We start from the raw sequence: 17,859 nt of genomic DNA, 5'->3' as shown, positions 1-17,859 counted from the left end.
TCACCTCCCCACTGCGGCAGCCTGAGTCCGGCCGCGTAGCGGGAATTACATCGCAGAAGCGCACTGTCCAGGAAGCATCTGCCCTCGATATCAGCTCACCGGGCGTGTCAGGTACGCCTCCGGCCGGCCGAGATGCGCTGCGGTCAGATCGAGAACCAACCGCTCGGCGAGCCGTGCGGCGGACGCGGGGTTCTGTCCTGTGTAGAGGTTCCCGTCCGCGACGACGAACTCCGCCCAGCCCTCCGGTGCCGCCCCGTAGAGCCCACCCTCCTCCTTGAGCCGGTCCTCGAGCAGCCACTTCGCGTGCGGCGCGAACCCAACCGCGTACTCCTCAACGTTGCTGAAGCCGGTGACCTGGCGCCCCGCGAACAGCCATTCGCCCTCGTCGTCGCGTGCCGGGAGCAGTGCCGCAGGACCGTGGCACACCGCAGCGACCGGCTTCCCGGCGTCGGTGAACCGGCGCACCAGCCGTCCGAACGACTCGGACACGGCGAGGTCCTCCATCGGCCCCCAGCCGCCCGGCACGAACACGAAGTCGTAGTCGGCGACGTCGACCTCTTCGAGGATCTTCGGCGCGCGCAGTGCCGGTATGGACTCCAGGTGCTCCTTCATCCGCTGGGCCTCGCCGGCGCTTCCGCCGTGGTACTCCGGGTTGAATCCGGCGGGGTCGGCCGTGGGCTCGACGCCGCCGGGGGTCGCGACCGTGATGTCGAACCCGGCGTCGGTGAACACCTGACAGGGCGTGCTCAGCTCCTCCGGCCAGTAGCCGCTGGGACGCCGGGTGCCGTCGGCGAGCGTCCAGTAGTCGACGCCGGTGACGGCAATGAGGGCGCGCGTCATGAATGCTTCCTTCTCACATCGGTGGGCGCGAATCGTGTGGTGTCCGATCGCGCAGGACAAAGCAACCTCGCGACGGAGGTGCGGATATTCCGGTACGGACCGGCGTCAGGCTTGCCGGACCCGTCCGACCGGCGGAAGCTCGCCGCCGGTCAGCGCATCGGCGAAGGCGCGGGGTGTCACGCCGAACCGGTCTCGGAACTCGTTGATGAAATGCGACGTGCTGCGGTAGCCGACGGCCTTGGAAATCTGCGTGACGCTGGTTTCGTCCCCGACCAGCAGTTCACGGGCGCGGTTCAACCGCATCTCCTTGACGAACTGGTATGGCGACTTGCCGGTGACGTCGCGGAACAGGTGCGAGAACGCGGACGGGCTCATGAAGGCGTGCTCGGCCATCTCGCTCACGGTCAGCGGCTCGGCGATGTGGTCGCGAACGTAGGCGATGATCGCGCTGACCGGGTTGCTCGCGCTCTCGAGCGCGGCCCGTTCCACCAGGCGGCCGTACTGCTCGGCCTGCAGGGCCCGGTAGACGATCTCCTTGAGGTACGTCGGCGCGAGAACGCGTCGGTCCGCCCCGGTCGAGAGGGACCGCAGGAAGCGCAGGATGGCATCCATCATGTCGCGGTCCAGCGCCGAGACGAACGAGGCGGGCGCCGCGTCCTTCACCGGGCGCGTGGTGGTGAACGCCGTGGTCTGGCGCTCCATGATGATGTCCGAGGACACCTCGCGCACGAGCTCGTTGTCGAGCTGCAGCCCGAACGACAGGAACGGTTTCTCCGGGCTCGCTTCGACGATTTCGGTCAGAAACGGCGAATTGCCGCTGATCGCCAGGTAGGTGAACGGGTCGTAGTAGTGCGCGACCCCGTCCTGGGTAACCCGTTTGCGGCCTTGCGCGATCACGCAGAGGTGCAGCTCCCGGACCTCTTCCCACAGGGGCGCGGCCGGCTCGTCGAACCGGTAGATGGTCAGGCCCGGCCACAGCCGGTTGTTGGTCCCGGGCTGGTGGGCGTGCGACTTCAGCTCGGCGACCAGGTCGCCGGAGCTGATCCGGAACTCGAGCGGGTTCATGATTTCGGTCATCACGGCCTCCAGCGCTTCGGACTGACTTTACGCCGGCGTGTCGCCGGACACACTCCGGTCAGGCGTCGACGGTCTTCCAGTAGGAGTCCTTGCGGACGATCTTCCCGCCCCGGAACTCCCACAGATCGCAACCGCGGGCACAAACCGGCTTGCCGTCGGTCGTGGTACCGGTGACCAGCCATTCGGACACGCCCAGGTTGCCGTGTACCCAGTGCCGGTCGGCGTCGTACCGGACGTCCGGAATGCCGGCGAACCGCGCCGCCAGCCCGTCGCGCACCGCCTGCTTGCCGACCAGCCGCAGGCCCCAGGGGTCGGGGCCGCGCGACGTGTCGAACGTGCAGTCGTCCGCGAAGAACGCCATGATCGCGTCGAGGTCATGGGCGTTGAACGCGTCCATGATCGCGTTCAGGGTCTCGAGGGACACCGTGTCTTGCTGAACAGTCATTGCGCATTCCTTCGTGAGGTGGTCTTCCGGGCTGCCGCCCGGTTCAGAACGCGGAGAACCCGATCGCCCGGAGCTGTTCGCGGCCGTCTGCGCTGATGTCGCCGGGCCGCCAGCTCGGTAGCCATTCCCAGACGAGAACGAACTCGGTCCCGCTTTCGGCCAGCACGGCCTTGACGTTGCGCTCCATCACCTCGGTCAGCGGGCAGGCCGCGGAGGTCAAGGTCATGGTGATGGTCGCGACGCCGTCGTCGTCGATCCGGACCTGCCGCACGAAACCCATATCGACGACGTTCACGCCGAGGTCGGGGTCGATGACGTCGTACAACGCCTCGCGGACGGCGCGTTCGGCCTCGGTGTCGGGCGCCCGTTCGCGGACCCGCTCGCCGCGCGCCGCTTGCGCGGTCATCGGTGCGGCGGCCGGGCCCGCCTGAGGGACCGCGGCAAGCCCTTTCGGTCTCAGCACGAGCTCGACGTCGCTGGTCGGGCTGCTGATCCAGTCCGCGACGCCGTGGGCCTTGCGCCGGATCCGGACGATGTCCTCGGCCGGCACGGCGAAGCCTGCGGCCAGGACCAGCGCATCCGACGCCAGGCCGCATTCCTCCGCCTGGGCCAGCGCCCGGTCGAGCATCCGCGCCAGCGGTTCGCAGGTCCGGCCGGGCCCGAACCGCAGCCGGGCGCGGGCCTGTCCGGCCGGCTCCCCCAGCACCCGCTCCAACGCCGCCGAGGCGTCGTCCCGGGTGACCCGGAGCTGCTGCTCCCGCACAGTGATGTCGACGGCTTTGAGCAGGCTTGTCATCGCGATGCCTCCGATCGGCGTGTCCGCGGCCGCCTCGGCAGCAGGCTCCTGAGGTCGAAGCCCGGGTCGGCCAACTGGTCGGCGGTGACCTGGTGGGGCACCGCCAGGAGCTTGCGCGTGGCCATGAAGTCCTGCGGCCGGTCCAGCGTGACCACGGACGTGACGCGCCCGTTCTCGAGGGAGAACACCGAGAACGAGCGCTCCGGCACCGATCCACGGAGGATCTTGGCCGCCTCGGCGCCGCCGTGGCCGACGGACTTGATGCTGTGGTCGTACTGGTCCGACCAGAAGTAGTGCTCTTCGCTGAACGGCACCGCCTCGCCGAGCAGGTTTCGCGCAGCGTTGCCGCCGTGGCGCATCGCGGTGTCGTGGTGCTCCACCCGGAAGGCGCGGCCGTATGCCGGATGGTGCCGGGACGCGACGTCCCCGAGCGCGTAAACCCCGGGTGCGCTGGTGCGGCCGAACTCGTCGGTGACGATGCCGCCGTCCACAGTGATCCCGGCCGCGATGGCCAGCTCGGCGTTGGGGACCGAGCCGACCCCGACCAGCAGTTCGTCGCACTCGACCGTCTCCCCGTCGCGGGTCCGGAGTTCGAGCCCGGCCGCGGTCTCCTTCATCTCCGTGACCAGCTGCCCGGCCCGGATCTCGACACCGTGCTCGCGGTGGATGGCGATCATGGCGGCGCCGAACTGGGGCCCCAGCGCGCGGGCCAGCGGAACCGGCTCGGGCTCGAAGATCGCGACTCGCACGCCCCGGGCCGCCGCGATGGCGGCGACCTCGCAACCGATGAAGCCCGCACCCAGGATCACCAGGCGTGAGCCGGGCGTGAGCCGCGAGCCGAGACGTTCGGAGTCGGCGATCGACCGGAGCGAGTGAACCCGGTCGCCGGCGAAGCCGGGAAGCGTCCTGGCCCGTACGCCGGTCGCGACCACCAGTGCGTCGTAGGCCAGCGAGCCGCCGTCGGACAGCGTGACACGCCGGCCCGCCGGGTCGATCGCGTCGACTCTGGTACCCAGCAGGACCTCGACGTCGTTGTCGGCGTACCAGCCCTGCGGGTTGGCCGGGAAATCCCCGATGCCGAACTTCCCGGAGAGGAACTCCTTCGACAGCGGAGGGCGCTCGTAGGGAAGGTGCAGCTCGTCGGAAACGAGCACGAGCCGACCGTCGTAGCCCCGGCTCCGCAGGCCGGCGGCGGTGGCCGCCGCCGCGACCCCACCCCCGGCCAGCACGAACCTGGTCATCGGACACGGACCGAGATCGCACCGTCGTCATCGACCTTGCAGTCGTAGGCGACCAGCCGGCTCGTGGCCGGGTTGATGCCCTTCGCGGTGCACACATCGAACTCCCACAGGTGCTGCGCGCAGGTGAGCTTCCGCCCGTCGAGGTCGCCGTCCTCGAGGGGCCAGTCCTGGTGCGGGCACCGGTTCTGGTAGGCGAACACGTCGCCGTCCATGTTCACCAGGAGGACCGACTTGCCCTCGACCTCCACCGACGTCATCTCGCCTTCCCACAGGTCGTCGAGATGCGACACCTCGTGCCATCGCTGCTCGGTCACGTTCTCGGTCACGGTCACCGTCTCACTCATTTCGATCAGCTCGCCGCGGCCGCCGCGGCGAAGATGCCGGCATGGAGTTCCTCGCGGGCGGCGCGGGCGCCCGCGACGACCTCGGAGGCAGGGCGGCCCAGCAACGGAGCGAGCGCCTCCGCGGCCTCGTCGGCCATGGCCGACCAGCGGTCGATCCACTTGCGCAGCGGCTTTTCGTTGGTCTCCCGCTGTTCGAGGGCGTAGCGGCCGAGCGCGGCGCTCCACCGGTTGCGGCGCCGGCCGTCCTCGTTGAGCAGCCCGGACAGCAGCCACGACTGTTCGTCACCGTTCGCGCGGCTCACCTGGCCGAACTGCCGGATGAGCACGTCATCCAGCGTCGGGCACAGGACGAGGTTGAGCGAGGTGAACGCCTCGCCCCAGTCGTAGGCGATCAGCGCCCGCTCGATCGCCTTGCGAGCCGGCTGCCACGCGGCGCACTGCTCCCAGATCCGCCGCTCGTTCTCGCCGATCCCGGACTCCGGGTGGGCCAGCTGCAGGGCCCGCGTGCGGTAGGCGACCACACTGACCCGGCGCAGGAAGTCGGCGTTCGCGTAGCCCGCCGCGCTCGTGATGTAGGAACTCGGCGCGATGTAGCCGACGTAGGCCTCGGCCTGCTGGAAGCCGTGCACCAGGTAGCGCGAGGGGGTGAACGCCGAGCCGAGCAGCTCCACCTGGGCCTGTGGCAGAGCCGCGTCCGCGTCGGCGTACATCTCCAGCACGCCGTCGAGCTTGGTCTGGGCCGTCGCCTGGTGATTGACGTAAGCGCGGTAGGCGATCTTGTCCGGGTCGCGGAAGCCGTCCCAGTCGTCCGCTTGGAACGGCGAGTGCTCCCGGTAGGTCAGGAACCACAGGTTGCCCGCCGAGGACGGGTTCTGCTCGAACACGCTGGCCTTACCGGCCCGGGTGTTCCAGTTCTGCGCATGCGTGACGATCTCGTACTCGCTCGGCATCCGGCGGACGTCACCGAACGCGCTGAACGTGCGGAGCTTGCGCTTCCTCTTGGTGGGCTCGCTCATGCCGTCGCTCCTTTCGTTTCGGCGGCGTGCCTGGCGGCGTTCCCGCTCTCCCAGACGATGTGGTCGCTGCCGGTCCGCACCCGGCCTGCGAAGGAGGACATGGCGACTTCCAGGGAACGGATGCGGTAGTCGGCCCCGAGGTACTCCTGCAGCGTGGCCTCGGTCAGCTCCAGCCGATCCTCGGCCTGGATCCGGATGTAGGCGCCGCGGTCGATGACCTCGATCTCGGTGTCCGGGTTGTCGTCCTCGAGCGCGGCGATGATCTGGTCGACCTCGTCGCCGTGTCGCAGGACCGGCCCGACGGGGTTTTTCATGACGCGCCTCCAGGAATCTCGTATTCCACCGCGACGTGGTCCAGCGGCTGGATGCAGGCTTCGGCGACCGTCATGTGCCCCGGCAGCTTGCGCCCGTTGTGGATGACGACCTTCGGATAAGGCAGGGCGCGGACGCGGCGTCCCTCCGAGTGGTGCGCGACCGCGGCCGCCACCTCGTCCATCGTGTTCGCCGTCGTCACCGGGACCAGGATCGCGACGAAGTCGGTCGCGAAGATCGCGTTGAGCGGCACCAGTTCCGGCGCCCGGTCCTCGACACCGAGCTCGGTCTGCGGTTCGGTCATCAGCTCGTCGCTCCCGCCTTGATCAGGCCGCTCACGGTGCGGCCGACGTAGTCCCGGGTCCAGGCCTCGTAGTCCGGGTCATCGCCCATGACCTCCGGCGTGAGGCCCATGTACTCGAGAATCCCGGGCACCGTCATCGGCTGGATCTGGCCGGCGAGGAACCGGTCCACCAGCGTCAGGTGGTTGACGTTGTCCCGGTCCTTCCACCAGATCTGGCGGCAGCCAAGGCTGCAGAAGTGGTACTTCTTGCCGTTGTAGTCCAGCGCGTGGTCGCGGATGCGCCACTTGCCGTCGCGCGACTGTGTCGGGTTACACATCGGCAGGTGGCACGTCGAGCACAGCCACGGCAGCGTCTCGGGCAGGGTGGCCTCGACGTTGTTGGCGTTGATGTTGTCGATGATGACGTCCCACTTGTCGCCGTAGACCGTCTCCCAGCTGGGGTACTTCTCGCGCAGCCAGTCGCGTTCGTCCTTGGATACGCCCGCCTTCGGCTTCCACCACAGGGTGGGCCGCCACCACCACAGGCCCATGTGCAGGCTGTGGTGCCAGGTGTCCAGGCCGCGCATGAACTCGTCCCAGAACCACGGCTTCTTCAGCCCGTAGTCCTCGATCGTGCGGACGAACTGGTCGACGATCCACTCCTCCATGAACTCCCGGTAAGACTGTTTCCGGTGTTCCAGCGGGGTGTAGTAGTCCATCGCGGGACCGGTGAGCGCGGCGAAGGCGCGGGCGTTGGCCCAGAAACCCTTGTCGATCACCCACTGCGCGCGGGCCGGGTCGTGCTCGACCAGGATTTCCAGGGTGGCCACGCCCTGTTGCGAATGCCGAGCCTCGTCGGTCTGGATCGAGGAGATCATGCTGGCGAAGTTGACGTCCCCGGCCGCCAGTGCGTCGGCCGACAGCGCGACGAACTGCAGATTGGTAAAGCCGGTCTCGAAGGTCAGCGGCAGCATGAGCGCGCAGTCGACGACGTTCGAGGTGGTCATGAAGCCGTCGAACAGCGTGCGCAGGGCGATCGGCACCCAGTCGTTGGTGCTGTAGGTCTTCTGGGTCCAGTCGAACTGCGGGTCCTTGGCGACCAGCTCGTGGCCGAAGAACGTGGTGAGGTTCTGGTGCCGCAGCTCGTCGAGCTGACCGTAGACCGCCATGTTGCGCCAGGCCCCGTTCAGCCCGAACCGGGCCATCTTGAGCTCGGCGAGCATCGCGGTGTACTCGACCTGTGCGACGCCGCCGAAGTGCATCTTGGTCGAGGACTTCCAGCCTTCGTCGAGGTGGTCGAAGGTCGACGTGCGCTGCAGCGCCGCCTTCACCGCGTAGGTCGCCGACTCCTTCTCCCGCTGGGTGTAGACGTACTCCGGGTAGCTGACCTTATAGCCCTCCTCCCACTTGGCCCACGCCTCGCGCGGCACCTTGCCGATGCCGGTCAGCCAGTCCGGGTACACGGCCTCGTCGTCGACATAGGACAGCGTCCAGTCGACATCGCGGACGAAGCCCTCCCATTCCTCACGCTTGAGCAGCGCCATGATTCGTTGCGTCCTTTCTCAGTCGACTTCGAGGTGGCCGAGCTGCCGGTTCACGCCCGCGTTGTCCCAATAGGCCTTGATGCTGTCGATCAGGCCGTCCGGCCCGACGTGCATGATGAAGAGGTGCGGCTCGGCGAAGTACTGGCCCTGCGAGCCGATGAAGCCCCACGCCGACTGCTGCGTCCCGGTGATGTCGCAGGCAACGACGACATCACCCTCGTCGTTGCCGTCGATGTGGTGGATCGTGTTGCCCAGGTCGGGGAAAGCGTTGATCAAGCCGCTCCAGATCACCCTGCCGATCGTGCGGACCTTGCCGTCTCCGCGGACCACGCGCTGCTTGGCCCACACCTCGAACGGGATGTAGGAGAAGTCGCAGTTGTCGCTGCAGAGGTCGGTCATCGCCACCACGTCGCGTTCGCGGTAGCGGTCGAAGAACTCGGCGACCACGTCGGCGGGTTTCCTCGTCCGCGCGGGTGCGGTATCCAGCTGCGTCATGTTCGGGTCTCCTTCTCAGACGATCGTCACGTGGTCCTGTCGCTTCACCGCGAGACGGCGGTAGAGCTGGTTCTGGCACCAGTAGGCGTCGATGCCGGCGAGATGATCGCCTTCGACGGTGAACCGCCAGGCGGTGTCCAGGTCGAGGTGCTTCTCCTGGTTGATCGCGCCGAGGAAGTCGGCGGACTGGGTGCCTTCGATCTTGAACTCGGCGACGACGACCCGGCCCACCTCGATCACGTCCTTGACCGTGATCAGCAGGTCCGGGAATGACGTGACGACGTCCTCGAGCAGCGTGCGGACGACGTCCGCACCGCCGCCGCGGACCTGGAGCGGGAAGACGGTCACCTTGGCGTCGTCCGCGACGTTCGACATCGCCGCGTCGACGTCCTTGAGCTTGAAGGCGTTCAGGAACGCCTCGACGGTCTCACGGGGGCGTGCGCTCACAATGGACTCCTCGGGGGTGCTGTAGCGGTTCACCGGAGCTCCAGCGCCTTCAGGACAGCGTCTGCGGTCGCCTCGGTGGAGTAGGGATTCTGGCCGGTGATGAGGTTGCGATCGACGACCACATGCGACGCCCACGGGTAGACGGCGTCGTCGAATATGGCGCCCGCGTTCTGAAGCGCGGAAGCCAGCAGCCACGGCATGCCGAGCCGGCCGATGGCATTCTGGTCCTCCTCCTCGTTCGTGTAGGCGGTGAGGCGGAACCCTTCGAACAGCCACTGGCCGTCAAGGCGCTCCGGCGCGGAAAGCAACAGCGCCGGCGCATGGCAGAGGGCGGCGATCGTCGCGTTCTTGTTGTGCAGAACCGAGAGCAGCCGCGCGACGTCGGCGTTGCCCGGCAGGTCCACCATCGGGCCGTGGCCTCCCGGCGCGAACATCGCGTCGAAGCCGGCGAGCTGCTCATCGGTGAGCGCCGAGAGCGCCTGCGGCGAGGCGAATCCCTCGATGGCGGCCAGCCGGGCCAGCCGGTCGTCCCGCACCGCCCGGCTCGCCGCGTTCAGCTCCTCGACCGCGTCGCGGAGCGCGGCCTCGGGAAGGCCGCCGTCCAGGCCCTCGGCGAGCATGACGTCGACCAGCTTCCGGTCCTGTGCCCAGGCGATCTTGGCGGCGCGGCTGACCACGTCGTGGGCCTGCGCGGGCGTGCACCCCGCGGCACCGAGCCGGAGCGCGATCCGCCGCGAGGCCACCAGGTCCAGCTCCGTGGTGTGGTGCAGGGTGATGCGGATGTCGTCCGGATCATGGTGGAAGGTCCGGTACACCGACGCGAAGTAGTCACGGTCCTCGGCCGGATAGTGGAAGATCGGCTCGAGGCCGTAGGGGTCCGGGACCGGGGCACTTCCGTCGGGCGTGATCACCACGACGTCGGCGCCCGCGGCGGCGAACCGCTCGTACGAGAGCAGCGCCTCCTCCAGCCAGAAACCGGTCGGATGGCCGCTGCTGTCGCGCAGGTCGATCTCCCGTGCGCTGGACACGAGGTAGGCGATGCGAGGCATGAGGTTCCTCTCGGGGAAGCTGGTTGTGGTTCCCAAGAAGCTAGCTCGAAGTGGCCGGGGTTACATCGCAGAATCCTGCTGCCGGATATCGAATTCCGCCGCTCACAAGTCCCCGATCGCGGATTGCTGCTGCGTTGTAGCCCATTCCTTCCGCACGCCCGCTCAGTGCGCGATGGCTGGCTAAGGTCCCGTCCATGACTACTCTTCGTACACACGCGGTCCTCGATCACGACGCCGACACGGTCTGGAAGCTGGTGCGCGACGCCGGCAACGTCGCCGACTGGTTCCCTGCGATGACCGGATCGAGCATCGAGGGATCACTCCGGCGCGTCACTCTTGCCGACGGGTCGGTGATCGAGGAGGTGATCGTCGCGAGCGACGATTCCCTGCGTCGTCTCCAGTACCGCGCACGCGCCGGGGACCTCCCCATCGCGGACCACCTGGGTACGGTCGACGTCATCGAACTCGACCCCGGGCGGTCGATCCTGATCTACAGCACCGACATCGCGCCCGCCGAGCTGGCGCGGGCTTTCGACGGAGCGATCAGTGAGGCCGTGGGCGCCCTGAACGAGTTCCTCTCGCGCCGCGGATAGCCCGTCAGAACTGAGGACTCAACGGCCGGCGCGGCCGGTTTTCCTTGGCACGCAGGGAAACGGCGGCCGCCTTGTCCGCGTCACAGCCCGATCCGTTTCGCATCGGCCTATCCTGTGCAATACTCCAGGAATCTACTGACAGTAGATGATAGTTCATAACAGTGGACAACACGAAGGGACCCGAACGTGTCGGAACCGCCCTCCTTGGCCGCCCTGTGTGAGGCGGCCGGCACGAAGTTCGTCCTGGCGCTCTTCGTCGACCTCAACGGCAAGCCCTGTGCGAAGCTCGTGCCCGTCGAGGCCGTCGAAACGCTCTCCGCCGAAGGCGCCGGGTTCGCCGGCTACGCCGTCGGCGCCATCGGGCAGGAGCCCAAGGATCCCGATCTGGTGGCGATCCCGGACCCGGCGTCCTTCACACCGGTGCCCTTCGTCAAGGAGGGGCTGGCGATCGTGCACTGCGACCCGCACGTGCTCGGTAAGCCGTGGCCGTTCGCGCCGCGCAACATCCTGCGTGCGCTCGTCCAGCAGGCCGCCGACGCCGGCTTCGAGCCGTGGGTCGGAGCCGAGGTCGAGTACTTCCTGCTCAAGCGGTCCGCCGCCGGCGAACTGGTGCCGGCCGACGACGACGACACCGCGGCCCGGCCCTGCTACGACGCGCGCGGCGTGACCCGCATGTACGATCACCTCGCCGCGATCTCCTCCGCCATGAACCAGCTCGGGTGGGGCAACTACGCCAACGACCACGAGGACGGCAGCGGGCAGTTCGAACAGAACTTCCGCTACGCCGACGCGCTGACGACAGCCGACCGCGTGATCACCTTGCGGTACTTGCTCAGCGTCATGGCGGCCGGACGCGGGATGATCGCGACGTTCATGCCCAAGCCGTTCACCGGCAAGACCGGGTCGGGGCTGCATCTGCATCTGTCGCTGACCAGCGGCGATGCCGAGGTGTTTCCCGCCGGCGATTCCACTGAGGACGCGAGAGGCCTCGGCCTCAGCGCCACCGCGTACGCCTTCGTCGCCGGAATTCTCGACCACGCCCGCGCTCTTCAAGCGGTGCTCGCACCGACGGTCAACAGTTACAAGCGGACCGGCGCCACCGCGACCGCTTCGGGTGCGAGCTGGGCGCCGAACACGCCGACCTGGGGCGGAAACGACCGCACCCGTTACGTCCGGATCCCCGATGCGCACCGGCTCGAACTGCGCGGTGGCGACGGTTCGGCGAACCCCTATCTCGCGATCGCCGGCGCGCTCGCGGCCGGCCTCGATGGGGTGAAGAGCTTCGCCGACCCCGGCGAACCGGGCAGCGGCCCTGGCGATTCGCTCCCGCCGACCCTGCTGCACGCCGTCGAGGCCCTCGAAGCGGATCCGGTCGTGACCGGGATGCTTGACGCCGCGGCGGGCGAATGGGCCGGCGACGCGGTGCCCAGCGTCGCGCACTACTTCGCCCAGCTGAAGCGGGAGGAGTTCTTCACCTGGCACTCCGACGTGAGTTCCTGGGAACACCACCGCTATCTCACCGCCTTCTGACCCAGCTCGGGGAAACCGGCGCACAACGGTCCGCTGCCGAACCGAAAGGAACCATCATGTGCGGAATCGTCGGGTTGCATCTGCGCAATCCGGATCTTCACCCGAGACTGGGCGAACTGCTCGCCGGGATGCTCTGCGAAATGGAGAGCCGCGGCGCCGACTCCGCGGGAATCTCGGTGTACGGGAATCCACAGTGGACTCCGGTGGGCCACGGCGCGGTCACCCTCCTCGACGTGCCCGCCCCGGCCGATGAGGTGGCGGCGGTGCTGGCCGGTGAGGTCGGCGCCGAACTGAAAGCGACCAACCTCGATACAACCTGCCTCGTCACCGGCCTGGTCGGCTCCGAAGCGCTGCTCGCGGCCGCCAAGAACGTCTGGCCGCACGTGGCTGTGGGCGGCTTCGGCGCCGACCTCGCCGTGCTGAAAGGCGTTGGCAGCCCGAAGAAACTGGCCGGAAGCTGGGGGTTGCGCAGCGCTTGGGGATGGCAGGGCGTCGGCCACACCCGGATGGCCACCGAATCGGCCGTCACGCCCGGCGGCGCGCACCCGTACGCCGTCGGACCGGGCCAATGCCTCGTGCACAACGGCTCGTTCGCCAATCACGCCACCATCCGGCGCGAACTGGCCGCGACCGGCGTCGAGTTCGACAGTGAGAACGACACCGAGGTCGGCGCTCGTTTCGTCGCCAAACGGCTCGCCGACGGCGACGATGTCGAGCGCGCGCTCAAGGAACTGTGCGCGACCTTCGACGGGTTCTACACGCTGCTGGTGTCCAATCGCGACTCCTTCGCGGTGGTGCGGGACGCCATCGCCTGCAAACCCGCCGTGATCGCCGAGACGAGCGACTGGGTCGCCGTGGCGTCGGAGTTCCGCGCACTGGCACACCTGCCCGGCGTCGAAGCCGCGCGCATCTGGGAGCCCGAACCCGAGGTCGTCTACGCCTGGACCCGTACGGAGGCATCGGCATGACCACCCGTTTCGATCTGAGCCGGACGCCGCTGCGCGAGGTCAACCACGCGCTGCACGCGGGCGGGCTCGCGGGCGAGTTCGTCATCGACGGGCCGTTGGGCGCGCATTCCGTGGCAGTCGGCGTGAACGCGCCCGTCAAGATCACCGTCAACGGTCACGTCGGCTACTACGCCGCGGGCATGAACCAGCAGGCCGAGATCATCATCGACGGCAACGCCGGCGTCGGCGTCGCCGAGAACATGATGAGCGGAACGGTTGTGGTCAAAGGAAACGCGTCCCAATCGGCGGGGGCGACCGCGCACGGCGGGCTGCTGGTGATCGAGGGCGATGCGGCGGCCCGGTGCGGGATTTCGATGAAGGGCGCCGACATCGTCGTAGGCGGCGGCATCGGGCACAACAGCGCCTTCATGGCCCAGGCCGGCCGCCTCGTGGTCCGCGGCGACGCCGGCGACGGCCTCGGTGACTCGATCTATGAGGCCCGCGTCTATGTGCGCGGCACCGTCGCCTCACTCGGAGCTGACTGCGTGGCGAAGGAGATGCGCGCCGAACACCTCGAAGAACTCGCCGGGCTGCTCAAGTCGGCAGGGTTCTGCGATGACGATCCGGCCTCCTACACCCGCTACGGCTCAGCCCGGGAGCTGTACCACTTCCACGTCGACAACACCTCCGCGTACTGAAGAGGCGAGCGCCATGACCTTCTCCGACGACGATCGCGCCCGGCTCGGCCTGCGCGAGTCGGCCACCTTCGACCGGACCGTGATCGCGGCCATCCAGCGCGCCGCCGAGACCGGTGTCTACGACATCCGCGGCTGGGGCGCGAAAAGGCCGCTGCCGCACTTCGACGACCTGCTCTTTCTCGGCGCCTCGATGAGCCGCTACCCGCTCGAGGGCTATCGCGAGAAGTGCGGCACCGACGTCGTGCTCGGCGACCGGTTCGCGACGTACCCGCTGCACCTGCGGACCCCGGTCACCATCGCCGGCATGTCGTTCGGCGCGCTGAGCGGCCGGGCGAAGGAGGCCCTGGGACGCGGCGCGTCCGAGGTCGGCACGTCAACCACGACCGGCGACGGGGGCATGACGCCCGAGGAGCGCGGCCAGTCCAAGCATCTCGTCTACCAGTACCTCCCCTCGCGCTACGGCATGAATCCCGACGACCTGCGCAAGGCCGACGCGATCGAAGTGGTGCTCGGCCAGGGCGCCAAGCCCGGTGGCGGTGGGATGCTGCTGGGACAGAAGATTTCGGAGCGCGTCGCGGGCATGCGGACCTTGCCGCGGGGTATCGACCAGCGCTCGGCGTCGCGCCATCCGGACTGGACCGGCCCGGATGATCTGACCATCAAGATCGCCGAGCTGCGTGAGATCACGGACTGGGAGAAGCCGGTCTATGTCAAAGTAGGCGCCACCCGCACGTATTACGACGTGAAGCTGGCCTGCCATGCCGGGGCCGATGTGGTCGTCGTCGACGGGATGCAGGGCGGGACCGCGGCGACCCAGGAGGTGTTCATCGAGCACGTCGGGATTCCGACGCTCGCGGCGATTCCCCAGGCGGTGCAAGCACTTTCCGAACTGGGCCTGCACCGCAAGGTGCAACTCGTCGTGTCCGGCGGTATCCGCACCGGGGCCGACGTGGCCAAGGCGATGGCACTCGGCGCGGACGCCGTGGCGATCGGCACCGCCGCGCTCATCGCACTCGGCGACAACGATCCCAGGCACGCCGCGGACTACGAGAAACTGGGCAGCGCCGCCGGTTTCTACGACGACTTCCAGGACGGCAAGGACCCCGCCGGAATCTCCACCCAGGACCCCGAACTCGCGGCCCGGTTCGACCCCGTCGAGGGTGGCCGCCGACTGGCGAACTTCCTCCGGGTCATGACCATGGAAGCGCAGACCATCGCCCGCGCCTGCGGCAAGGCACACCTGCGGCACCTCGAGCCCGAGGACCTCGTCGCCGTCAGTATCGAGGCGGCCGCCATGGCCCGCGTGCCGCTCGCCGGGACGTCGTGGATTCCCGGCTTGACCAACGGAGGCGCGTTCTGATGGCCACCAAGGCAATCGTCGTCGGAGGGGGGCTGATCGGCCTATCGATCGCGCGGGCCCTCACCGAGCGCGGCCTGTCCGACGTCCTCGTGCTCGAACGAGATTCGCTCGCCAGCGGCGGCACGGGCAAGTCGAGCGGCATCGTCCGCGCACATTACGGCGTTCCCTCGATCGCCGCGATGGCGTGGCGCAGCCTCCCGGTTTTCGAGCACCTCGGCGAGGAGGTGGGGTTCCGGCAGGTCGGCTACACGGTGATCGTCGGCGAGGAGAACGCCGAACCGCTCAAGGCCAATACCGCCATGCACCAGAGCCTCGGCATCGACGTCGGCCCCCTCAGCAACGACCGGCTCCAGGCGCTGTGGCCGATGATGAACGTCGACGACGTGGCGCTCGCGTCCTACGAGCCGAGGGGCGGTTTCGCCGACGCCACGCAACTCGCGCTGCACTACGGCAGGTGTGCCCGGGACAAGGGGGCGACGATACGGCAGAACACCCCGGTCGCTCGCATTCTCACCGAGGGCGACAAGATCACCGGCGTCGAACTCGCCGGCGGTGAACCCGTCGAGGCCGATCTGGTCGTCGTCGCCGCGGGCTGGTGGTCGGCGAAGTTGCTGGCAGGTCTCGGCATCGACTTCCCGGTCGACGCCTACCGCTCCGAACTCCTCGTCGTCGACACGGGCGAACCGCTGCCCGATCTCCCGGTCGTGTCCGACCTGATCAGCCTGCAGTACTGCCGGCTCGAAGGGGCGGGACAGTTCCTGGTCGGCAACAGCGATCACGCCGACGCGGACCGGAAGTTCGTTAATCCCGACCACTATTCCAACATCGCCGCCGAGGCCAGCATCGAGCGCTACGCCGAGAAGATCGTGCACCGCTTCCCCGGATTCCCCGAACCGTCGGTCACGCACACCTACGCCGGTGTCTACGACGTGCCTCCGGACTGGAATCCCGTCATCGCCCCCGTCGGCGGCATCGACGGGCTCGTCTTGTGCGCGGGTTTCGCCGGCCACGGTTTCAAGATCAGCCCGGCGGTCGGCGATCTCGTCGCGGACCTCGTTTTCGAGGGCGACAGCACCGATCCCGACATCCCCGCCGCCGACTTCCGGCTGGAGCGGTTCGCCGAAGGCACACCGCTCACGAGTTTGCACCCGTACGTGGGTGCCGGTGAGATGCGCTGATGCTCGACCCGGCCCGAGTCACACCGGTCCCCTGGCGCAACGGCGCCGGCAGCACCAGAGAGCTGGCGACAACGTCCGATCCGAGGGGACACATCCTGTGGCGCGTCAGCCTCGCTGAGCTCGTGCACGACGCGCCATTCGCCACTTTCCCCGGCATGGAGCGTCTTTTCACGGCTCTGGGCCGACTCCGGCTGACGATCGACGGCACTCCAGTCGAACTCAGTCCCGGCGAGCAGATCCGGTTCGCTGGCGAGGCGCCGGTGACGGTCTCTCCCGCCCGGCCGACCAGAGCACTCAACGTCATGACCCGGCGCGGCAGCTTCCGCGCCCAAGTCGTGCTCCGCTCACCACGGCAACCCGTCACGCACGGAACGGTCACGACGGTCGACTTCGGCGAAAACGCCGCCGACATACTCGTCACCCCGCTCACCAAGGTGGCCCATGACTGACCAACCAGCCGGCACCGTCTCCGCCCTGCTCGCCGAGATCGCCGACATCGGGAGCGACCCGCACCGCGGCGGCTATTCGCGCCCGGTCTACTCCGACGCCGAGCACGAGCTGCGCGAATGGTTCACGGGTCACGCGGCCAAACGCGGCCTCGACGTGGAAACCGACCGCAACGGCATCATCTGGGCCTGGGACGGCACCCCCGGCCCGGACGCCGTAGTCACCGGCAGCCATCTCGATTCGGTGCCGGGCGGGGGCGCATTCGACGGGCCGCTCGGAATCGCCTCCGCGTTGGTCGCGTTCGATGAACTCACCACGCGCGGGGTTTCGAGGCGTTCGCGTGCCATCGCGGTGTTCCCGGAGGAGGAAGGCTCGCGGTTCGGTCTCGCCTGCCTCGGCTCCCAGCTGCTGACCGGGGTGGTCAACCCGGAGCGGGCCCTCGCGCTGAAGGACGGCGACGGGACGACCTTCGCCGAGGCGTGCGCGGCGGCCGGGCTCGATCCGGCCCACGTCGGTGCCGACCCCGAATCCCTGGCCAGGATCGGCGCTTTCGTTGAACTCCACGTCGAACAGGGACGCGGGCTCATCGAACTCGGCGAACCGGTCGCGGTCGCCTCCTCCATCCTCGGCCACGGCCGGTGGCGGATCACCCTCCGCGGCGAAGGAAACCACGCGGGCGCCACCCTCATGACCGACCGCCGCGATCCGATGGTGGCCGCCGGAAAGCTCCTGGTCGCGATCCAAGCGCTCGCCCGCGAGACACCGGAAGCCCGCGCGACCGTCGGCCGCCTGGAGCCCACACCGGGAGGCACCAACGTCATCGCCTCGCGTGTGGACCTGTGGGTGGACGTCCGCCATCCCGACGATGTGGTCGTGCACGCCGTCGTCGAACAGATCCGGCAGGCCGCGGCAGCCTTGGCGGCCGAGGAGGGCTGCGAGGTGTCGGTCGTTGAGGAGTCCTACAGCCCCACCGTCGACTTCGACGCCCGGCTTCGCGACGACCTCGTGAAGGTGCTGGGTGGTGCCCCCGTGCTCGGCACCGGCGCGGGACACGACGCCGGCGTGCTCAAGAATCACGTCCGCACCGCGATGCTTTTCGTGCGCAACCCGACGGGCGTGTCGCACGCGCCCAGCGAGCATGTCGAGGACCCCGACGCCGAAGCCGGTGCGACAGCGCTCGCGGACAGCCTCGAATTCCTCATCACCCGGTGACGGTC

General features: G+C 68.6%; 21 protein-coding genes. 8 read left to right on the top strand and 13 right to left on the bottom strand.

The genetic code is table 11. From position 1 onward, the window contains the following. Nucleotides 1-90: 90 nt before the first annotated feature. The 13 genes from HFP15_RS33005 to HFP15_RS32945 all read right to left on the bottom strand — a co-directional run bounded on the left by HFP15_RS33005 (nucleotide 91) and on the right by HFP15_RS32945 (nucleotide 9,889). Nucleotides 91-840, bottom strand: coding sequence for a type 1 glutamine amidotransferase domain-containing protein (locus HFP15_RS33005; RefSeq protein WP_168520806.1), 750 nt, complete (start codon nucleotides 838-840; stop codon nucleotides 91-93). Nucleotides 841-945: 105 nt separating this feature from the next. Continuing rightward, a complete protein-coding gene (locus tag HFP15_RS33000; RefSeq protein WP_168520804.1) occupies nucleotides 946-1,917 on the bottom strand; it encodes an AraC family transcriptional regulator in 972 nt (323 codons plus the stop codon). 58 nt (nucleotides 1,918-1,975) lie between these two features. Continuing rightward, nucleotides 1,976-2,362 carry a nuclear transport factor 2 family protein gene (locus tag HFP15_RS32995; RefSeq protein WP_168520802.1) on the bottom strand — a complete coding sequence of 129 codons (387 nt, stop codon included), beginning with the start codon at nucleotides 2,360-2,362 and terminating at the stop codon, nucleotides 1,976-1,978. A 43-nt stretch (nucleotides 2,363-2,405) separates the two neighbouring features. After that, the gene (locus HFP15_RS32990; RefSeq protein WP_168520801.1) at nucleotides 2,406-3,158 is read right to left on the bottom strand and encodes an iron-sulfur cluster assembly protein; all 753 of its coding nucleotides are present in this window, start codon (nucleotides 3,156-3,158) and stop codon (nucleotides 2,406-2,408) included. Continuing rightward, nucleotides 3,155-4,399, bottom strand: a complete 1,245-nt coding sequence (locus tag HFP15_RS32985; protein ID WP_168520799.1) for an NAD(P)/FAD-dependent oxidoreductase — start codon at nucleotides 4,397-4,399, stop codon at nucleotides 3,155-3,157. Before HFP15_RS32985 ends, HFP15_RS32990 begins: the two co-directional genes overlap by 4 nt. Beyond that, nucleotides 4,396-4,743 carry a Rieske 2Fe-2S domain-containing protein gene (locus HFP15_RS32980; protein WP_210718186.1) on the bottom strand — a complete coding sequence of 116 codons (348 nt, stop codon included), beginning with the start codon at nucleotides 4,741-4,743 and terminating at the stop codon, nucleotides 4,396-4,398. Before HFP15_RS32980 ends, HFP15_RS32985 begins: the two co-directional genes overlap by 4 nt. Nucleotides 4,744-4,748: 5 nt before the next feature. After that, on the bottom strand, nucleotides 4,749-5,759 hold the full coding sequence (locus HFP15_RS32975) for a ferritin family protein (protein ID WP_168520797.1): 1,011 nt from the start codon (nucleotides 5,757-5,759) through the stop codon (nucleotides 4,749-4,751). Continuing rightward, the gene (locus HFP15_RS32970; RefSeq protein WP_168520795.1) at nucleotides 5,756-6,073 is read right to left on the bottom strand and encodes an MmoB/DmpM family protein; all 318 of its coding nucleotides are present in this window, start codon (nucleotides 6,071-6,073) and stop codon (nucleotides 5,756-5,758) included. Before HFP15_RS32970 ends, HFP15_RS32975 begins: the two co-directional genes overlap by 4 nt. Then, a complete protein-coding gene (locus HFP15_RS32965; RefSeq protein WP_168520793.1) occupies nucleotides 6,070-6,375 on the bottom strand; it encodes a toluene-4-monooxygenase system B family protein in 306 nt (101 codons plus the stop codon). Before HFP15_RS32965 ends, HFP15_RS32970 begins: the two co-directional genes overlap by 4 nt. Beyond that, on the bottom strand, nucleotides 6,375-7,898 hold the full coding sequence (locus HFP15_RS32960) for a ferritin family protein (protein ID WP_168520791.1): 1,524 nt from the start codon (nucleotides 7,896-7,898) through the stop codon (nucleotides 6,375-6,377). Before HFP15_RS32960 ends, HFP15_RS32965 begins: the two co-directional genes overlap by 1 nt. A gap of 18 nt (nucleotides 7,899-7,916) precedes the next feature. Further along, the gene (locus HFP15_RS32955) at nucleotides 7,917-8,393 is read right to left on the bottom strand and encodes a nuclear transport factor 2 family protein (RefSeq protein WP_210718185.1); all 477 of its coding nucleotides are present in this window, start codon (nucleotides 8,391-8,393) and stop codon (nucleotides 7,917-7,919) included. A gap of 15 nt (nucleotides 8,394-8,408) precedes the next feature. Further along, complete coding sequence (locus tag HFP15_RS32950) at nucleotides 8,409-8,873, bottom strand: nuclear transport factor 2 family protein (protein ID WP_312871873.1); 465 nt, start codon at nucleotides 8,871-8,873, stop codon at nucleotides 8,409-8,411. Next, nucleotides 8,870-9,889 carry a DJ-1/PfpI family protein gene (locus HFP15_RS32945; RefSeq protein ID WP_168520789.1) on the bottom strand — a complete coding sequence of 340 codons (1,020 nt, stop codon included), beginning with the start codon at nucleotides 9,887-9,889 and terminating at the stop codon, nucleotides 8,870-8,872. Before HFP15_RS32945 ends, HFP15_RS32950 begins: the two co-directional genes overlap by 4 nt. Before the next feature lie 194 nt (nucleotides 9,890-10,083). Between HFP15_RS32945 and HFP15_RS32940 the strand changes: the two genes are divergently transcribed. The 8 genes from HFP15_RS32940 to HFP15_RS32905 all read left to right on the top strand — a co-directional run bounded on the left by HFP15_RS32940 (nucleotide 10,084) and on the right by HFP15_RS32905 (nucleotide 17,854). Further along, nucleotides 10,084-10,482, top strand: coding sequence for an SRPBCC family protein (locus HFP15_RS32940; protein WP_168520787.1), 399 nt, complete (start codon nucleotides 10,084-10,086; stop codon nucleotides 10,480-10,482). A gap of 186 nt (nucleotides 10,483-10,668) precedes the next feature. Further along, on the top strand, nucleotides 10,669-12,012 hold the full coding sequence (glnT, locus tag HFP15_RS32935; protein WP_168520785.1) for a type III glutamate--ammonia ligase: 1,344 nt from the start codon (nucleotides 10,669-10,671) through the stop codon (nucleotides 12,010-12,012). A 56-nt stretch (nucleotides 12,013-12,068) separates the two neighbouring features. Continuing rightward, nucleotides 12,069-12,980, top strand: a complete 912-nt coding sequence (locus HFP15_RS32930; RefSeq protein WP_168520783.1) for a class II glutamine amidotransferase domain-containing protein — start codon at nucleotides 12,069-12,071, stop codon at nucleotides 12,978-12,980. Continuing rightward, nucleotides 12,977-13,657 (top strand): GltB/FmdC/FwdC-like GXGXG domain-containing protein, encoded by a 681-nt coding sequence (locus HFP15_RS32925; protein WP_168520781.1) that lies wholly within the window; start codon nucleotides 12,977-12,979, stop codon nucleotides 13,655-13,657. The genes HFP15_RS32930 and HFP15_RS32925 overlap by 4 nt, the downstream gene beginning before the upstream one ends. Nucleotides 13,658-13,670: 13 nt before the next feature. After that, nucleotides 13,671-15,017 carry an FMN-binding glutamate synthase family protein gene (locus HFP15_RS32920; RefSeq protein WP_168520780.1) on the top strand — a complete coding sequence of 449 codons (1,347 nt, stop codon included), beginning with the start codon at nucleotides 13,671-13,673 and terminating at the stop codon, nucleotides 15,015-15,017. Further along, a complete protein-coding gene (locus tag HFP15_RS32915; RefSeq protein ID WP_168520778.1) occupies nucleotides 15,017-16,195 on the top strand; it encodes an NAD(P)/FAD-dependent oxidoreductase in 1,179 nt (392 codons plus the stop codon). Before HFP15_RS32920 ends, HFP15_RS32915 begins: the two co-directional genes overlap by 1 nt. Beyond that, complete coding sequence (locus tag HFP15_RS32910; protein WP_168520776.1) at nucleotides 16,195-16,644, top strand: HutD/Ves family protein; 450 nt, start codon at nucleotides 16,195-16,197, stop codon at nucleotides 16,642-16,644. The genes HFP15_RS32915 and HFP15_RS32910 overlap by 1 nt, the downstream gene beginning before the upstream one ends. Beyond that, nucleotides 16,637-17,854 carry an allantoate amidohydrolase gene (locus tag HFP15_RS32905; protein WP_168520773.1) on the top strand — a complete coding sequence of 406 codons (1,218 nt, stop codon included), beginning with the start codon at nucleotides 16,637-16,639 and terminating at the stop codon, nucleotides 17,852-17,854. The genes HFP15_RS32910 and HFP15_RS32905 overlap by 8 nt, the downstream gene beginning before the upstream one ends. Nucleotides 17,855-17,859 lie beyond the last annotated feature (5 nt).

This window comes from Amycolatopsis acididurans (assembly GCF_012328925.1).
Classification (GTDB): Bacteria; Actinomycetota; Actinomycetes; order Mycobacteriales; family Pseudonocardiaceae; genus Amycolatopsis_E; species Amycolatopsis_E acididurans.
Note: the sequence above shows the minus strand (reverse complement) of the source record. Positions and strands in the feature narration are given on the sequence as shown.

Coding starts and splice junctions, on each gene's coding strand:
- HFP15_RS32975 (WP_168520797.1), bottom strand. CDS start 5,759: ATGAGCGAGCCCACCAAGAGGAAGCGCAAGCTCCGCACGTTCAGCGCG.
- HFP15_RS32990 (WP_168520801.1), bottom strand. CDS start 3,158: ATGACAAGCCTGCTCAAAGCCGTCGACATCACTGTGCGGGAGCAGCAG.
- HFP15_RS32960 (WP_168520791.1), bottom strand. CDS start 7,898: ATGGCGCTGCTCAAGCGTGAGGAATGGGAGGGCTTCGTCCGCGATGTC.
- HFP15_RS32995 (WP_168520802.1), bottom strand. CDS start 2,362: ATGACTGTTCAGCAAGACACGGTGTCCCTCGAGACCCTGAACGCGATC.
- HFP15_RS32955 (WP_210718185.1), bottom strand. CDS start 8,393: ATGACGCAGCTGGATACCGCACCCGCGCGGACGAGGAAACCCGCCGAC.
- HFP15_RS33005 (WP_168520806.1), bottom strand. CDS start 840: ATGACGCGCGCCCTCATTGCCGTCACCGGCGTCGACTACTGGACGCTC.
- HFP15_RS32930 (WP_168520783.1), top strand. CDS start 12,069: ATGTGCGGAATCGTCGGGTTGCATCTGCGCAATCCGGATCTTCACCCG.
- HFP15_RS32920 (WP_168520780.1), top strand. CDS start 13,671: ATGACCTTCTCCGACGACGATCGCGCCCGGCTCGGCCTGCGCGAGTCG.
- HFP15_RS32910 (WP_168520776.1), top strand. CDS start 16,195: ATGCTCGACCCGGCCCGAGTCACACCGGTCCCCTGGCGCAACGGCGCC.
- HFP15_RS32905 (WP_168520773.1), top strand. CDS start 16,637: ATGACTGACCAACCAGCCGGCACCGTCTCCGCCCTGCTCGCCGAGATC.
- HFP15_RS32915 (WP_168520778.1), top strand. CDS start 15,017: ATGGCCACCAAGGCAATCGTCGTCGGAGGGGGGCTGATCGGCCTATCG.
- HFP15_RS33000 (WP_168520804.1), bottom strand. CDS start 1,917: ATGACCGAAATCATGAACCCGCTCGAGTTCCGGATCAGCTCCGGCGAC.
- HFP15_RS32980 (WP_210718186.1), bottom strand. CDS start 4,743: ATGAGTGAGACGGTGACCGTGACCGAGAACGTGACCGAGCAGCGATGG.
- HFP15_RS32945 (WP_168520789.1), bottom strand. CDS start 9,889: ATGCCTCGCATCGCCTACCTCGTGTCCAGCGCACGGGAGATCGACCTG.
- HFP15_RS32965 (WP_168520793.1), bottom strand. CDS start 6,375: ATGACCGAACCGCAGACCGAGCTCGGTGTCGAGGACCGGGCGCCGGAA.
- HFP15_RS32925 (WP_168520781.1), top strand. CDS start 12,977: ATGACCACCCGTTTCGATCTGAGCCGGACGCCGCTGCGCGAGGTCAAC.
- HFP15_RS32940 (WP_168520787.1), top strand. CDS start 10,084: ATGACTACTCTTCGTACACACGCGGTCCTCGATCACGACGCCGACACG.
- HFP15_RS32970 (WP_168520795.1), bottom strand. CDS start 6,073: ATGAAAAACCCCGTCGGGCCGGTCCTGCGACACGGCGACGAGGTCGAC.
- HFP15_RS32985 (WP_168520799.1), bottom strand. CDS start 4,399: ATGACCAGGTTCGTGCTGGCCGGGGGTGGGGTCGCGGCGGCGGCCACC.